This is a genomic window from Thiocystis violacea, assembly GCF_016583565.1.
Taxonomy (GTDB): Bacteria; Pseudomonadota; Gammaproteobacteria; order Chromatiales; family Chromatiaceae; genus Thiorhodococcus; species Thiorhodococcus violaceus_A.
The window spans coordinates 1-16,061 of the sequence record NZ_NRRF01000029.1 but is presented as its reverse complement, the minus strand read 5'-3'; the positions used below and the strand labels follow the sequence as shown (position 1 = coordinate 16,061).

Here is a 16,061-nt window from a genome sequence, read left to right as displayed (position 1 = left end):
GCGTCGATGGCTAAAGCCTTACTCAGAGCGAGCCTCGTCGCCGTTAGTCTGGTCTGGGTGCTCGCGGCCCAGACCGTCCTGGCGGCCGAGGTGAAGCGATACGTGGTCGAGGGATCCCGGGCCGCCGAGCTGGACTCCTGTGTCGAGCCGACCGAGCGCATGCGCCGAATGCACTTCGAATTCATCAAGCATCAGCGCATCTCGACCGTTCACCAGGGCATCCGCGGGACCAAGTACAGCCTGGAGGGCTGTGTCGACTGTCACATCAGCTACGATGCCAAGTCGCAGCCGCAGCCGATCAACCGGTCCGACCAGTTCTGCGGGGCTTGCCACGCCTATGCGGCCGTCGATCTGAACTGCTTCGACTGCCACGCCTCCATCCCGAACAAGCCTGACCTCGATGCCGAGGCCCAGGCGGCGCACCGTGCCGCCGGCGTCGACCTCTCGGCGCCGAGCGATCGCAATGGGGAAGGCCACTGAGATGAATGACAAGACAGATAGGACCGACCAAGCGATCGATTCCGGTCGTCGTGAGTTCATTGGCGTGGCGGCGGGAGTCGGCGCGGCCATGGTAGCGCCTGGCGTCATCCTGCACGCCGTTGCCGCGACGCCACGCTCGCAGCCCGTGTCCAGCGACGTGCGCTGGGGGTTGCTGGTCGATACCGCGAAATGCGCGGACGGCTGCTCGGCCTGCGTCGAGGCCTGCAACGAGGAAAACGGCCTCAACTTGCAGACCAAGCCCGAGCGCGAGTCCGATCTCAAATGGGACGCCCAGAAGTCCGTTTGGATCCGCAAGGTCAAGCTGCAGGACAATCAAACCGGGCGCATCACCAACCTGCCGATGATGTGCCAGCATTGCGAGCACCCGCCCTGCGTCGATGTCTGTCCGACCGGTGCCTCCTTCAAGCGCGCCGACGGCATCGTCATGGTCGATCGCCATCTGTGCATCGGTTGCCGCTACTGCATGATGGCCTGCCCCTACAAGGCGCGGAGCTTCATCCACGACGAGCTGCAAGGCCAGCTCACGGCGGTTCCGCGCGGCAAGGGCTGCGTCGAGAGCTGCAATCTCTGCGTGCATCGCCGTGACTATGGCGAGGCGTCGACGGCCTGCGTCGACGCCTGCGCCGCCGAGGGCCATCACGCGATCGTCTTCGGTGATCTCAAGGACCCCAACAGCCCTATCAACCAGAAGCTCAGGGAGCTGCCGAGTCGTCAGATTCGGGAAGATCTGGAGCTGAATACGGGTGTGCGCTACTCCGGTGTCTAGTCAGGGCGAGGGAAACTGAGCATGAAACGAATCGTCTATCGCGAATGGCGGATTCCGCCGCAGCGCTACTGGAGCATCCTGGGCGTCCTGGCCGCCGTCGTCGGGGTCGGTGCCCTGGCCTTCGGGTACATGGAGCACCAGGGGCACTGGGTCACCGGGATGAACAACTCGGTGGTGTGGGGAACGCCGCACGTCTTCGCCGTCTTCCTCATCATCTCGGCGTCTGGCGCTCTGAACATCGCCTCCATCGGCACCGTCTTCCACAAGCCGATCTACAAGCCGCTTGGCCGACTCTCGGGCCTGCTGGCGGTGGCGCTGCTCATGGGCGGGCTTCTCGTTCTGGTCACGGATCTGGGCCGGCCGGAGCGCCTGATCGTCGCCATGACGCACTACAACTTCAGCTCCATCTTCGCGTGGAACATCTTCCTCTACACCGGATTCATGGCGATCGTCATCGCCTATCTCTGGACGATGGCCGACCGTCAGGGCGGTCCCTTCAACCGTTCGGTCGGCATCCTCGCACTGGTGTGGCGTCTTGCGCTCACCACGGGTACCGGCTCCATCTTCGGCTTCATCGTCGCGCGTCAGGCCTTCGACGCCGCCATTCTGGCGCCCATGTTCGTCGCCATGTCCTTTGCCTATGGGCTGGCGGTCTTCATCCTGGTGCTGATGTTCGCCTTCGACGACGAGGGTCGCCCGATCGGTCCGCGGATGCTGCGCCGCCTGAAGAATCTCTTGGCCCTGTTCGTCGCCATCGTCCTCTATTTCACCCTGATCTATCACCTGACCAACCTCTATGTCGCCGAGAACGACGCCCTGGAGTCTTGGCTGCTGCTCAAGGGCGGCATCTATACCTTCCTCTTCTGGGTCGGCTGGGTGCTGATCGGAGGTCTGGTGCCGCTCGGGATCCTCTATCACCCGCAGTTGAGCCAGGACCGCCGCTGGATCGCGGGCGCCTGCGCCCTGGTGATCGTCGGCGGGCTCGCGACCATGTACGTGATCATCATCGGGAGTCAGGCCTTCCCCATTCAGATGTTCCCTGGGCGCACCGTGCTGGAGTCCGGCTTCTTCGATGGCGTGAATGGTCAGGCGGCACCCTACTGGCCGACGATTCCCGAGATCCTCTTGGGGCTCGGAGGCGTTGGGGTCGGTTTGCTGATCACCGTCGTGGGCGTGCGTGTTCTGCAGTTCCTGCCAGAGTCCCTCGCCGACGATGTGGTCCCCATCGACGAGGAGACCCTCGACGAATCGGGTTCGGCGCCCAAGCCGGCGTGATCGGGTGAGCCTCCCGGCGCGATGGCCCACCTCTACATTGCTGCTCCGCAGAAGTCGTCAGGGAAGACGACGCTCTCCATCGGTCTCTGCCGCGAGCTGAGAAACCGCGGCCTCGTCGTACAGCCGTTCAAGAAGGGGCCGGACTACATCGATCCCCTCTGGCTGGGGCAGGCCGCAGGCCGATCCTGTTTCAATCTCGATTTCCACACTATGGCACCGCCCGAGATCTCGGACGCCTTCGGGCGCGAGCTGGTGGGGGCGGACATCGGGGTGATCGAGGGCAACGTCGGCCTCTTCGACAGCGCGGATCTGAACGGCGCCAACAGCAATGCGGAGCTGGCCAAGCAGCTCGGCGCGCCCGTCGTCCTGGTCGTGAATTGCAATGGGCTCGCGCGCGGCATTGCGCCGCTGTTGCTCGGCTACCTGGCTTTCGACCCGGATCTCGCGATCGCCGGCGTCATCCTCAACCAGGTGGGTGGCATGCGCCATGGCGCGAATCTGGTGCGCGTCGTCGAGCACCACACCGACCTCGCCGTTCTCGGCGTTCTGCACCGCGACGACGAGATCGCCATCTCCGAGCGTCATCTGGGATTGATGCCCATCAACGAGGCGCAGGACGCGGATGCCTGGATCGAGTCGATCCGGTCGCGGATCGCCGATCAGATCGACCTCGAGCGGCTGATCGGAATCGCGGAGCGGGCGCGGCGTCCTGAGTTCGCGTCGGCAGCCCATCCCACTCAAGGTGCCTGCGGCGCCCCGGTACGGATCGGCATCGCGCGGGATGCGGCCTTCGGCTTCTACTATCCGGACGACCTGCGCGCCCTCGCCGCGGGCGGAGCCGAGCTGGTCTCCTTCAGTCCGATCAGCGACCCCGAGCTGCCGCCGGTCGACGCACTCTTCCTGGGTGGCGGTTTTCCCGAGTACCGCATGGCGGAACTCGAGTCCAATGTCTCCATGCGCCAGGCGATTGCCGAGTTCATCGCCGACGGCGCTCCGGCCTATGCCGAGTGTGGCGGACTCATGTATCTCTGCCAGGGGATCCACTGGAACGGCTCCAGGCGCGCGATGGTCGGCGCGCTCGCCGCCGAGGTGGAGATGCGCCCGCGGCCCCAGGGGCGCGGCTATGTCCGCTTGCGCGAGACCTCCGACTTTCCCTGGCCTGCCGAGAGCGCGCGGCGGGCCGAGATCCCGGCTCACGAGTTTCATCACTCGGCGATCCTGAACCCGGACCCCGGCTGGCGATACGGTTACGAGGTGCTGCGCGGCGTCGGGATCGACGGGTCGCGCGACGCGGTCGTCCAGGGCAACCTGCTTGCCTGCTACAGCCATTTGCGCGACGCCCCGGGCAACCGCTGGACCGGTCGCTTCCTTGCGCACATCAGGCGCTGCCTCGGCGCCTGATCCGAGGGCGCGGCATCGGCCCGCGGGGTGCCGTACGGTCGCTCGCTCAGGCGCGCGCCGAGCGGGAGCCGCGTTGCTCGCTTCCCGTATGGCTGGCGGCTGGTGGCGCGATTTCGGTGTTAAACTTCCCGGCAGTCCAAGTGGAAGCCAAGAACAAAGGTCTGAGATGTTCAAACTCACAGCAGCAGCTGCGGAACAGGTCCTCAAGGCGGCGAAACAAGGTGGCACCGAGGGCTTGTCGCTGAGACTCGCCGCGGCGCAGAACCCGGACGGCAGCATCGAGTACCGCATGGGATTCGACGAGCTGACCGACGACGATATTCGCCTGTCGTGCGAGGGCGTGGATATCGTGATGACCCCAGAGCAGGTGCCGCTCCTCGATCAGGCCACGATGGACTATGTCGAGATGGAGCCCGGTCAGTTCCACTTCATCTTCCTCAACCCCAAGGATCCCACCTACGAGCCCCCGATCGAGGGCTGAGGATGGCTTCCGGCACGTCTGACGTCGTCCTCGACTGATCCCATGGAACTCAGCCCAGAGGACAGCCTGAGACTCAGCGTTCTGCTCGCCAACAAGCCGCAGGCCATCCGCATCGACGAGAGTCGCATGCGCGTCCAGGGCCTCACGGCGCAGGGTGAGTCCACCCTGCGTCTCAGTCCCAATGCCCGGCCTGACCAATATCTCCGGCTCGTCCGTGAGCTGATCTCCGGTCATGTACTCGGCTCTCCGGGCGGATATCCGGTGTATCTGAGACGCTGGACCCGGATGGGCCAGATGCGCGACGAGAGCCTTGAGCAGCTCCTGCTGCTGGGTGAGCCGGAGGCGGTGGTCGCCGCGGTCTGCGCGCCTGGTCTGAGCGACGAGCTGGCCCGGCGCGCCTGGTGGGCGATGGAGGACGCCGGCAATGCGCGGCGCATGCTCAAGAATCCGGCGGTGAGGGAGGGGCGGATGGGCAGGATCCTGGCGGATTACCTGGTCGACTATCTCCCGTTCGAGACCGAGCACGAGGAGATCATGGAGACGGTTCGCCTGGTCTTGCAGCCGGGCCTGCTCGAGGAGTCGCAGCGGCTCGATCTCTGGCGCAAGTCGGCACGCAAGCAGGCCTATCTGGTCGGTTTTCTGCAAGCCTTGCCGGATGGGCTACCCGAGCCGGCCCCGGCGCGTGAGTTGGCGTCCGCGCTCTCGCCGCTCGCCGAGACCGGCAATGACTATGCGCGCTTGCTGCGGCGTGTCTGCAGCCCCTTTGGCCAGGCCTTCCTCAAGACCGTCTCGAGCGTGCTCGCCAAACCACCCACTCAAGAGGTCCTCATCGCCGCCCTGGAGACCCTGCGCGGCTACTTCGCCGGCCTGCGGCCGGCCGGCGATCCGGATCTCACCCTCGACGACCTCCTCTCCGAGGTGCAAGGGCTTGCCACATCGCCGCTTCAGCATGCGCAGGCGGCCGAGGTGCTCGCCCTTGCCCCCGGTGTGCGCGACGAGGTCTTGGCGATGCGGTTTCTCTCCGGTGTCGGCTATGGTCTCATCAGACCTCTGCTGCCGGACCCGACGACACAAGGCAGTCTGATGCGCCGCAAGCTCGCGCCCGTCATCGATCCCATTCAGGAACGGCTTGGCATCCTGCGCGGCGTCCAGGGCTGACATCGACGCACCTCGCCTCTCATCCCGACCGGCAACCCGGATGTCTCGCTCATCCATCGCCCTCTGGCGCGTTCTTTGCTGGAGCTTCGAATGAACCTTTGATTCATTCGGGGCACGCCCCCTCTCGACTCATCTCAACCGTCACGAGGAGAGCCAGCAATGAGCAGCATCTTGAACAGCATCGGTGATCTCGCGTCGAGCGTCTATGGCGCCAACACGACGCAGACCAAGCGGTATGGCGACCCAGCAGACAGCATCAAGCAGGTGTTCTCCAGCCTGGACACCCAAGGCAAGGGCTATCTGGATGCCGCCGACTTCCAATCCGCCTTCGAGAGCCTGGGGCTCGGATCCGCCGGAGAGGGTGACGAATCCTTGACGGCGAAGAGCGCCAAGGAGGTGGTTTCGGTCCTGGATCTGGATGGCGACGGCCAGGTCACCACGGAGGATATGACGCAGGGCCTGCAGACACTCACCGACAGCCTCGGTGTCCTGCGTGGGCGCGACGCCATGGCGGGCCCGGAAGCCATGAGTGGAATGCCTCTGCCACCAACGCCCGAGCAGGTGCTGGGTTTCACCCGCGACGAGCTGACCAGTCAGCTCGAAACACTCACGACCGCGGTCGATGCCGACACCGAGGACGAGGGCACGCAGCTTCTCGCCACGATGCTGGCTGATTTCGACACGGCGGACGCGGACGGTGACGGCCGGATCAGCGGCGAGGAGGCGATGGCCTTCGCGCAATCCCTGGATGCGGCCGGAGCGACGACTGCAGCGAGCACAGCCGGGCAGACGGGCGTGGAGTCCGCGTCCGCGCGGGAGACATCGACGGAGCAGCTCGTCATGCGCCGCATCATGGCCCTGGTGGATGCCTACGGGTCATCCGCTGTGTCTGGCGAGGCCAGCGATCTGCTCTCCGAGCTCGCGTGAATCAGGCGTCGGTTGGGTCGTCCCTCGGCCCAACCGCCACGGATGCCTCGCGTCAGCGCATCCCAGTCAGCGCCTCGCTGATCTCCCACAGACGTCGATTGGCGGCCGGATCCCGTGCTTGGGCGGGTGCCCGAATCGCCTTCTCTCCGGCCAAATAGGCCCCGCTGAGATCGGCGATCTCCGCTGATCGGGCCGCATGGAGCACGCGCCGCGCCGCCGTCTCAGATGTGGGCAGCGCCCAGCCAAGACCTACCTTCAGCAGCGTCCAGAAGAGCCCCTGCGCCCCGTCGGTGCCGCCTAGATTGGAGTTGAAGACACCCGGGAAGACACAGTTCACCGTGACGCCCGTGCCCTGGAGTCGCCGCGCCAGCTCGAAGGTGAAATGCAGCATGCCGAGCTTGGACTGGCCATAGGCCTGCATCATGCGATAGGGGCGCCGCTCCCAATTGAGGTCGTCGAAATCCATGGCGGTGTCCATCCGCGTCCCGACATTGATGATGCGCGCGGGGGCGTCCGCCGCGAGCCTGGCGAGCAGCAGATGGGTCAGCAGAAAGGGCGCCAAATGATTGACGGCGAGCGCGCACTCGATGCCGTCCGGGCTGAGGCGGCGCTCGGCGAAGGCCGTCCCCGCGTTGTTGATGAGGAGGTGAAGGGTGTCAAAGTCCTTCAGCACCTCGGCGGCGAGCCGCCGCACCGCGGACTGGTCCGCGAGATCGGCGACGAAGAGCCGCAGCGCCATGTTGCCAGTTTTGGCTTTGATCTCCTCCAGCGCCTGGGTCCCGCGCGCCTCGTCGCGGGCGACCAGTCCGACCCTCGAACCCTCGGCCGCCAGTGCCTCGGCGATGGCTCGGCCAAGACCGGAGCTGGCACCCGTGACCAAGGCCGTCGTTTGCGTGTGGTTCTGCATCCCGCCCTCGTCGCCGTCGTTTTGTTGGTTGTGAGCCAGGCGTTGGTTGTGAGCCAGGCGGCTCAGTGTCCAGATTTGCGTATCCGCTTGCGCCCCTGATAGGCCGCAATCTGCTGCATGATGTCCGTGAAGGGCAGCTGATCGAGCGATCCGAATGCCTCGATGGCGGCCAGGATCGTCGCCCGGATGTCGTCGATGTAACTGGGTACGGGCTGGTCCGGTGCCAAGGCGGCCTGGATGCCGCGCAGTCCGCCGACCTGGATGCGCATGGCCTTCGCGTGGGGGAGGGCGGTGTGGGTATCGGTCGACTTGAGGGCAAAGCGGGCCTGCCGGCGCAGCAATTCCAAGAGGTGCAGGCAGGTCGCTTGAGCGGCCTCGTCGCCGCAGCGAACGCCCTCGCGCTCGGCAATGCAGAACTTCTGGGCCAGGGCGCAGCCGCCGCTATTGGTCAGGATGCTCTTCTCGTAGGGGCAGAAGCGCTCGTTGATGGCGCGATAGGTGCTGCGGAAGGCGTCGTTGTCCACGTTCGTCTCAGTCGGAGGGTTCGTTGCGGCCCGTGAATCGCTGGATCATACGGCGATCGCGCTTGCTCGGGCGGCCTTCCTGCGGCTGGCCGCCCAGCTCGCGGCGCTCACGAGCGATCTCCTGGCGCTTTTCGCGGCTTGCCTCGTCTTCGACATAGAGTCCTGCCGCCTCGGTCGCCGGGCGTCGCTGTTTGTTGATCGCCAGGACCTCGATGGTCCAGGATAGACTGCCCTTGTGGATCTCCAGTCGGCTGCCCGGCCGGATCGATCGGCTGGGCTTGGCACGCTGGCCGTCGACTTGGACCTTGCCGCCGTTGATGGCCTCGATGGCGAGCTGGCGTGTCTTGAAGAAGCGGGCCGCCCAGAGCCATTTGTCGAGCCGCATCTCGCCGCCGGGGCTTGAGAGCTCGCTCATCGGCCGAGCAGGGGGTCCAGCTCGCCCCGGTCGTCCAGCAGCGCCATGTCGTCGAAGCCGCCGATGTGCAGCTCGTCGATGAAGATCTGCGGTACCGTGTAGCGGCGGCTGCGCTCGACCATGATGGCCATCTGCTCGGGGTCGTGGTCCACCGAGATCTCCTCGAAGGGGACTCCCTTGCGTTTCAAGAGGTTTCTGGCACGCGAACAGTAGGGGCAGATTCTGGTCGAATAGATGGTGACCTGAGGCATCTTGTCATTCTTTCCTGAGCCGTTACTCTGACTTCCGAGCTTCGCCGCCTCGACGAATCCCGTCAAGCCGCCCCCATTTAAAATGGCGACGGATCGCGCGCAGACCAAATCCGCCCTGGCATGCCGCTGGCGCGCGCGGGGCGCATGACCATCAATCGCATGAACATCAATCGATTCAACCGATAGGGCTCTCATGTATCGCGACACCCCGCATCCAGTCCATCGCAAGGACTATCAGCCGCCCGAGTTCCTCATCGATCGCGTCGATCTGCGCTTCGATCTCGACCCCGAGCTCACCAAGGTCGAGGCCACGCTGGCGCTGCGGCGCAATCCGGCGGCGACGCGCGGCGGCGGCGATCTGCGGCTGCACGGCGAGCAGTTGGATCTGGAGTGGGTCGCCATCAATGGCGCGGCGCTCACACCTGCGGAATATGCCGTCGACCAGGAGAGCCTGACCCTGCACCGGGTCCCGGATCACTTCACGCTCGAGACCCGGGTGCGCATCCATCCGAGCCTGAACACCGCGCTCGAAGGGCTCTATCAGTCCGGCGACATGCTCTGTACCCAATGCGAGGCCGAGGGCTTTCGCCGCATCACCTATTTCCTCGACCGTCCCGACGTCATGGCGCGCTACAGCACCACCCTGGTCGCTGACAAGGCCAAGTTCCCGGTGCTCCTGTCCAACGGAAACCCGGTGGAAACGGGCGATCTGGATCGCGGTCGCCACCTCGCGCGCTGGGAAGACCCCTTCCCCAAGCCCAGCTATCTCTTCGCCCTGATCGCGGGCAATCTCACGGCGGTCGAAGACCGTTTCGTCACGGCCTCAGGCCGCGAGGTCGCGCTCAAGATCTATGTCGAGCCCCACAACCTCGACAAGTGCGACCACGCCATGCGCTCGCTCAAGAAGGCCATGCGCTGGGACGAGGAGCGCTTCGGGCGCGAGTACGACCTCGACATCTTCATGATCGTCGCCGTCAGCCACTTCAACATGGGCGCCATGGAGAACAAGGGGCTCAACGTCTTCAACGACAAGTTCGTCCTCGCCCGACCGGACACCGCGACCGACGTCGACTTCGACGGCATCGAGAGCGTCATCGCCCACGAGTATTTCCACAACTGGACCGGCAACCGCATCACCTGCCGCGACTGGTTCCAGCTCAGCCTCAAGGAAGGCTTCACCGTCTATCGCGACCAGGAGTTCTCCGCGGATGTCGGCTCGCGCGGCGTCAAGCGCATCAGCGACGTGCGTCTGCTCAGGGCACACCAGTTTCCCGAGGACGAGGGGCCCATGGCGCATCCGGTGCGCCCGGACTCCTATATCGAGATCAACAACTTCTACACCGCCACCGTCTACCAGAAGGGCGCGGAAGTGGTGCGGATGCAGGCCAAGCTGCTCGGTCCCGAGCTGTTCCGCAAGGCCACGGACCTCTATTTCGAGCGGCACGACGGTGAGGCCGTCACCACCGACGACTTCGTGCGCTGCATGGAGGACGCAAGCGGTCGAGACCTCGAACAATTCCGCCGCTGGTACCAGCAGGCGGGCACCCCCGAGCTGAGTGTTCGCGAGGCGTTCGACGCGGACAGCGGCCATTACAGCCTGACCTTCCGCCAGCACACGCCGCCGACGCCAGATCAGCCGCTCAAGGCACCCTTTCATATTCCGCTCGCCGTGGGGCTGCTCGGACCGCATGGCGACGACCTTCCGCTGCGGCTCGACGGCGATGCCGAGGCGGGCACAGCGGGTACCCGGGTGCTGGAGCTGACGGATAGCGAGCAGCGCTTCACCTTCGTGGGTCTGGCGACCCGGCCCGCTCCCTCGCTGCTGCGCGGCTTTCCGGCCCCCGTCAAGCTGCGCTTCGATTACAGCGATGACGACCTGCTCTTCCTCATGGCCAACGACAGCGATGGCTTCAATCGCTGGGACGCGGCCCAGACCCTGATGCAGCGGTTGCTGCTGGCACTGGTCGAGGATCCGCGCGCCGCGGCGCCGGACCGCTTCTTCGACGCCTTCCGCCAGGCGCTGCTGGATCCGGCGAGCGACAAGGCCCTCTTGGCCGAGGTGCTGACGCTGCCCTCCGAGGCGTATCTCGGCGATCAGATGCGCGTGGTGGACGTCGACGGCATCCACCGGGCGCATAGCGCCCTGGGTCGACGCATCGGGGAGCGGCTGCGTGATGCGCTGCTGGAGGTCTATCGCCTCAACGACAGCGCCGAGCCCTATGTCTTCACGCCGGAGGCGGTTGGGCAGCGCGCGCTCAAGAACCTGGCGCTGGGCTATCTGATGAAGGCGGACGAGGCGGCTGCCTTGAATGCCTGTCAGTCGCAGTTCGCGGCGGGCGGGAACATGACGGACGTCATCGCCGCCTTGCGCTACTTGGTCGACCACCGGACGGTGGAGGGCGCGCGTGCGCTGGAGGACTTCTATGCGCGCTGGTCGGGCGAGCCTTTGGTGCTGGATAAATGGTTCAGCGTCCAGGCGACGAGCCTGCGCGAGGATACGCTGGAGCGCGTCATCGCACTCATGGGCCATGCCGACTTCTCGCTGCGCAATCCAAACCGGGTCCGCAGCCTCGTCGGCGCCTTCTGCAACGCCAATCAGGTGCGCTTTCACGCGCGGGACGGACGCGGTTACCGCTTCCTCGCCGATCGCGTGCTGGAGCTGGATCCGCTCAATCCGCAGATTGCCTCGCGCCTGCTCCGCTCGATGCTGCGCTGGCGGCGCTTCGATCCCGAGCGTCAGACCCTGATGCGTGCGCAGATCGCGCGCATTCTGAGCGCCGCTGAGCTGTCAGCGGACGTCTTCGAGGTCGCCTCCAAGGCATTGGATGACGAGGGCGCCAAGGCTCGGGGCGTCTCGTGACAGCCGCTCGGCGGTGTCACGAGACGGGCTTGGTTGGCTAGGCCGCGGAGCGGCGGACCGGCGCATGGCTGCGTTCCATGGCTTCCTGGCAGCCCGCGCAGCGCTTGGCGTTGGGCACATGGCGGCGGCGGCTCTCCGGGATGATCTCCCCACAGTCGATGCAGAACCTGCGGCCGAATCCCAGGTTCGCGTGGCGCTGGATGGCATCGATCCTCAGCTGGATCTCGCGCTCCGTATGGGCCTGGGCCATGTCGAGCTCATCGGCGAATTTTTCCATCTGACGCTTGCCGTTGCTGGAGATACGAGGCTCAAGTATGTTCCCGCCAGATGATGCTGAGATGAGCGTTTGATGGCCGCGCCATGACGACCGGAGGGTGTTGCGTTGGCTGTGAGTCTGGCTCCCATGCGAGAATGACGCGCCATTCGCACTGAGGCGGACCATGCTCGGAATCGTCGACCGCTACATCCTGCGCGAGGTGACCAAGGTCTTCCTCGCGATCGTCGTTGTCCTTCTGCTGATCGTCGCGAGCCTGATGTTCCTGCGCACGCTCGAAGAGGTGAACGTCGGCGGGCTTGGCGTCGACGTCGTCTTCTATTTCCTGCGACTGCAATTGGTCCGCGATACCTCCAGCCTGCTGCCCCCGGCCTTCTTCCTCGCCATGCTGGTGACCCTGAGTCGGCTCTCGCGCGACAGTGAGCTGATCGCCATGAACGCCTGTGGCATCGGTCCGCCGCGGATCTATCGCACGCTCATCCTGCTGGCGATTCCGGTGGCCTTGATCACGGGCTGGTTCGCGCTCGTTCTGCAGCCACGCGCGGCGGCTGGCATTCAGGAGGTCCGACTGCAGCAGAAGGGACAGGCCGCCCAAGTGGCGGGGCTCCAGGCGGGTCGCTTCTATGTCGAGGAGCAAGGCGACGTCGTCGTCTACATCCGCGAGATCGATCGCAGCAAATCGCTTGGCGACGTCTTCGTCCTGGATCGCCGGGGTGGGAAGCGGCGGCTGGTGGTGAGCAAGGGTGGGCAGCACCAGGTGGAGGAGGCGACCGGGGACCATCTGGTCACCCTGAGCAACGGTCATCGCTTCGATGGGACGCCCGGCTCCGGTGCCTACCTGATCGGCGATTTTCAGGAGTATCAGATCCGTATCCCCGGATCCGGTCCGACGAAACAGGCCTACACCAAACGCTCGACCACGCCAACCCTGGATCTGCTGAAGTCCTCCGCCATCGGCGATCGGGTCGAGCTGGAGCATCGCATCGCGAGCCCGCTCGCCATCTTCACGCTCGCGATCATGGCGATCCCCCTGGTGGACATCTCACCGCGTCAGCGGACCTCTGGAAGGATCTTTCTGGCACTGCTGGCCTACTTCAGCTTCTTCAACCTGCAGCGCCTGGCGGAGAGCTGGCTGGAGGCGGGGGATACGCCGCCCTGGCTCGGCAGCCTCTGGTATCAGCTGGCCATCCTGATGCTCGTCTATCTCGTTGTGCTGCCCGAGAGTTTCTGGATCAAGCGGCTGCGGCATCGACTGATCCCCGCGCGCGCGGCGGTGGCGGAGGAGGGGGTCTGAGCGCGATCGAGGGACCGAGCATCTGTCGTTCGTCAAGGAGGACATGCCGTCGTCAGCACAGCCTTGTGTCGACCCCATACCCATGACACCGGAAGCCAAGGCACGCCAACACATCGACCACAAGCTCGAACAGGCCGGCTGGGTCGTGCAGGACATGAAGCGGCTCGACCTCTCGGCTGCCGTGGGCGTGGCGGTGCGCGAGTTTCCCACCGACTCCGGCCCCGCCGACTACGTCCTCTTCGTCAATCGCATCCCCGTGGGCGTGATCGAGGCCAAGAAGGACACCGCCGGTGAAAACCTCACCGTCACCGAGAGCCAGACCGAACGCTACGCCACCGCCAATCTCAAGTGGCGCAAGGACGAGACCCCGCTGCGTTTCCTGTTCGAGGCCACCGGCCAGATCATCCGCTTTACCGATAACGCCGACCCAGCCCCGCGCTCTCGCGAGATCTTCCACTTTTTCAAACCCGAGACCCTGGCCGCCTGGCTGGCCCAGCCGGACACCCTGCGCCGCCGGCTAGCCGAACGGATGCCGGCACTCCCCCAAGAGAAGCTGCGCGACTGCCAGATCAGCGCCGTCACCGGACTGGAGCAATCGCTGGCGCTGAACAGACCGCGTGCCCTCATCCACATGGCCACCGGTGCGGGCAAGACCTTCACCGCCATCACCGCGGTCTACCGTCTGCTCAAGTTCGGCTCTGCCCGCCGCATCCTCTTCCTGGTCGACACCCGCAACCTGGGCAAACAGGCGCATCAAGAGTTCATGGCCTACACGCCACCCGATGACGCGCGTAAGTTCACCGAGCTGTACAACGTCCAGCGGCTGGCCTCGCCCAGCATCGACCCGCATGCGCAGGTCTGCATCAGCACCATCCAGCGCATGTATTCCATCCTGTCCGGCGAGCCCATCGATGACTCCGCCGAGGATCTGTCGCTCAACGAGGTCCGGCAAACCGCCACGCAGGAAAAGCTGGTCCGCTACAACCCCGCCGTGCCGGTGGAGACCTTCGATTTCATCGTCATCGACGAGTGTCACCGCAGCATCTACAACCTCTGGAAGCAGGTACTCGACTACTTCGACGCCATCCTCATCGGCCTCACCGCCACGCCCGACAAGCGCACCTTCGGCTTCTTCAACGAGAACATCGTCGCCGAATACACCTACGAACAATCGGTGGCCGATGGCGTCAATGTCGGCTATGACGTCTACGTGATCGAAACCGAAATCACCCAAAAAGGCGCCGAACTCAAGGCCAAGGAGTGGGTCGATCACCGCGACCGCCAGACCCGCAAGAAGCGCTGGGCCGAGACCGAGGACGACACCGCCTACGCCAGCAAGGAGCTGGACCGCTCCGTGGTCAACCCCAGCCAGATCCGGCAGGTCATCCAGGCCATGAAGACCGCCGTGGAAACGCAGATTTTCCCGGCACGCAAGGAAACGCCCAAGACGCTCATCTTCGCCAAGACCGACAGCCACGCCGACGACATCATCAACATCCTGCGCGAGGTCTACGGCCAGGGAAACGCCTTCTGCAAAAAGGTCACCTACCGCGCCGAGGACGACGCCGACAGCATCCTGTCCAGCTTCCGCAACGACTACCACCCGCGCATCGCCGTCACCGTGGACATGATCGCCACCGGCACCGACGTGAAGCCCCTGGAAGTGCTGCTTTTCATGCGTGACGTGCGCTCGCGCGGCTACTACGAGCAGATGAAAGGCCGCGGCGTGCGCTCGCTCGACGGCGACAGCCTCAAGCGCGTCAGCAACTCAGCCGACGGCGCCAAGACCCGCTTCGTGCTCATCGACGCCGTGGGCGTGGAGACATCGCTCAAGACCGAGAGCCGCCCGCTGGAGAAGAACCCCGGCGTCGCCCTGAAAGACCTGCTGCAAGGCGTGGCCCTGGGGCACCGCGACGATGACACCCTCCTCTCGCTCGCCAACCGCCTGGTGCGACTGGCCAAGCAGCTCGACCACAAGGCCCAGGCGCGCATCCAACAGGCATCGGGCGGCATCCCGGTCGCCGAGCTGGGCAAGGGACTGATCGCCGCGCTCGATCCCGATGCCATCGTCACCGCCGCGCTCGCCACTGCCCAGGCCAAGGGCATCACGCGCACGGAAGACACCCTGCTCCCGGACGAGATCGAAGCCGCCCGCTCGATGCGCGTCGCCGCCGCCTGCGCGCCCTTCGACACACCCGAGCTGCGCGACGCGATCGAAGACGCCCGCCGCGAGCGCGAACAGCTCATCGACCACATCAACCTCGATCAGCTGACCTTCTCCGGCTTCAGCGAGCAGGCGGAGACCCAGGCCCAGACGCTCATCCAGCGTTTCACTGACTACATCGCCGCCCACAAAGACGAGATCGCCGCCCTGGACTTCTTCTACCAACAGCCCTACCAGCGCCGACAGCTCACCTTCGACATGATCGAGGAGCTGCACGAGCACCTGAGCAAACCGCCGCTGATGCTGACCACCGAACGCCTCTGGAGCGCCTACGCCCGCGTGCGGGCCGGCCAGGTCAAGGACCAGACCAGCCGTCGCCAGCTCACCGACCTGGTCTCGCTGGTGCGCTTCGCCCTGGGGCTAGTGGTCTAGAGTGAAAGTCCTAATACTGTTTCTGGGCGATCGATGGCATCCTACTCATCTGTCTTGAGTTTCGCCGACGAGTTGATGACACGATGCCACGCTGCACCCCGATTCCCGTTTCCCTCACCGACAAAGAACGTACCCAGTTGGAGGCGTTGGTGCGTCAGCACACCACGGCGCAGCAACTGGCGATCCGAGCCCGAATCATTCTCGCCGCCGACGCCGGCAAGGGGATGCACGAAACGGCCGCCACGTTGCAGGTCAGTCGCTCGTTGGTCCAACGCTGGCGCCGCCGCTGGCGCGAGCGCGCGGATCACCCGGTGCTCGAGCGTCTGAGCGATGAGCCGCGTTCGGGGACACCGCCGACCTTCACCCCCGAGCAGATCTGCGCCATCATCGCCCTGGCGTGCGAGCCTGCGGTCCGCGAAGGGGTGAAGCTG

General features: G+C 65.3%; 16 protein-coding genes. 11 read left to right on the top strand and 5 right to left on the bottom strand.

From position 1 onward, the window contains the following. Positions 1-6: 6 nt before the first annotated feature. From CKO23_RS13015 to CKO23_RS12985, 7 genes are all read left to right on the top strand, one after another. Positions 7-480 (top strand): sulfur reduction protein DsrJ, encoded by a 474-nt coding sequence (locus CKO23_RS13015; protein ID WP_200331817.1) that lies wholly within the window; start codon positions 7-9, stop codon positions 478-480. 1 nt (position 481) lies between these two features. Next, positions 482-1,267 carry a sulfate reduction electron transfer complex DsrMKJOP subunit DsrO gene (gene dsrO, locus CKO23_RS13010; protein WP_200331815.1) on the top strand — a complete coding sequence of 262 codons (786 nt, stop codon included), beginning with the start codon at positions 482-484 and terminating at the stop codon, positions 1,265-1,267. Between the two features lie 21 nt (positions 1,268-1,288). Beyond that, positions 1,289-2,542, top strand: a complete 1,254-nt coding sequence (gene nrfD, locus CKO23_RS13005) for an NrfD/PsrC family molybdoenzyme membrane anchor subunit (RefSeq protein WP_200331813.1) — start codon at positions 1,289-1,291, stop codon at positions 2,540-2,542. A 21-nt stretch (positions 2,543-2,563) separates the two neighbouring features. Then, entirely contained in the window at positions 2,564-3,943 is a 1,380-nt protein-coding gene (locus tag CKO23_RS13000) for a cobyrinate a,c-diamide synthase (RefSeq protein WP_200331811.1), read from the top strand. Positions 3,944-4,109: 166 nt separating this feature from the next. Continuing rightward, positions 4,110-4,424, top strand: coding sequence for a HesB/IscA family protein (locus CKO23_RS12995; protein WP_200331809.1), 315 nt, complete (start codon positions 4,110-4,112; stop codon positions 4,422-4,424). Between the two features lie 42 nt (positions 4,425-4,466). Beyond that, positions 4,467-5,582 (top strand): sulfur reduction protein DsrS, encoded by a 1,116-nt coding sequence (locus CKO23_RS12990; RefSeq protein ID WP_200331807.1) that lies wholly within the window; start codon positions 4,467-4,469, stop codon positions 5,580-5,582. 159 nt (positions 5,583-5,741) lie between these two features. Continuing rightward, positions 5,742-6,509 (top strand): EF-hand domain-containing protein, encoded by a 768-nt coding sequence (locus CKO23_RS12985; RefSeq protein ID WP_200331805.1) that lies wholly within the window; start codon positions 5,742-5,744, stop codon positions 6,507-6,509. Positions 6,510-6,561: 52 nt separating this feature from the next. Here CKO23_RS12985 and CKO23_RS12980 read toward each other — a convergent pair whose 3' ends face one another. From CKO23_RS12980 to grxC, 4 genes are all read right to left on the bottom strand, one after another. After that, entirely contained in the window at positions 6,562-7,416 is an 855-nt protein-coding gene (locus CKO23_RS12980) for an SDR family NAD(P)-dependent oxidoreductase (RefSeq protein WP_200331804.1), read from the bottom strand. A gap of 62 nt (positions 7,417-7,478) precedes the next feature. Next, positions 7,479-7,940: a hypothetical protein gene (locus CKO23_RS12975; RefSeq protein ID WP_200331802.1), complete on the bottom strand. Its 462-nt coding sequence runs from the start codon at positions 7,938-7,940 to the stop codon at positions 7,479-7,481. A 7-nt stretch (positions 7,941-7,947) separates the two neighbouring features. Then, a complete protein-coding gene (locus CKO23_RS12970; RefSeq protein ID WP_200331800.1) occupies positions 7,948-8,355 on the bottom strand; it encodes an RNA-binding S4 domain-containing protein in 408 nt (135 codons plus the stop codon). Next, positions 8,352-8,606 (bottom strand): glutaredoxin 3, encoded by a 255-nt coding sequence (gene grxC, locus CKO23_RS12965; protein WP_200331798.1) that lies wholly within the window; start codon positions 8,604-8,606, stop codon positions 8,352-8,354. The genes CKO23_RS12970 and grxC overlap by 4 nt, the downstream gene beginning before the upstream one ends. A gap of 193 nt (positions 8,607-8,799) precedes the next feature. Here grxC and pepN point away from each other — a divergent pair, with 193 nt between their 5' ends. After that, a complete protein-coding gene (gene pepN / locus CKO23_RS12960) occupies positions 8,800-11,466 on the top strand; it encodes an aminopeptidase N (protein WP_200331796.1) in 2,667 nt (888 codons plus the stop codon). Between the two features lie 37 nt (positions 11,467-11,503). Here pepN and CKO23_RS12955 read toward each other — a convergent pair whose 3' ends face one another. Then, positions 11,504-11,743 carry a TraR/DksA C4-type zinc finger protein gene (locus tag CKO23_RS12955; RefSeq protein ID WP_200331794.1) on the bottom strand — a complete coding sequence of 80 codons (240 nt, stop codon included), beginning with the start codon at positions 11,741-11,743 and terminating at the stop codon, positions 11,504-11,506. A 163-nt stretch (positions 11,744-11,906) separates the two neighbouring features. Here CKO23_RS12955 and lptF point away from each other — a divergent pair, with 163 nt between their 5' ends. The 3 genes from lptF to CKO23_RS12940 all read left to right on the top strand — a co-directional run. After that, a complete protein-coding gene (gene lptF, locus CKO23_RS12950) occupies positions 11,907-13,034 on the top strand; it encodes an LPS export ABC transporter permease LptF (protein ID WP_200331792.1) in 1,128 nt (375 codons plus the stop codon). A gap of 82 nt (positions 13,035-13,116) precedes the next feature. Further along, the gene (locus CKO23_RS12945; RefSeq protein WP_200331790.1) at positions 13,117-15,630 is read left to right on the top strand and encodes a type I restriction endonuclease subunit R; all 2,514 of its coding nucleotides are present in this window, start codon (positions 13,117-13,119) and stop codon (positions 15,628-15,630) included. A gap of 83 nt (positions 15,631-15,713) precedes the next feature. Then, positions 15,714-16,061, top strand: a 348-nt coding sequence (locus tag CKO23_RS12940; RefSeq protein ID WP_200331156.1) for a helix-turn-helix domain-containing protein, incomplete at its 3' end; no start/stop codon positions are given.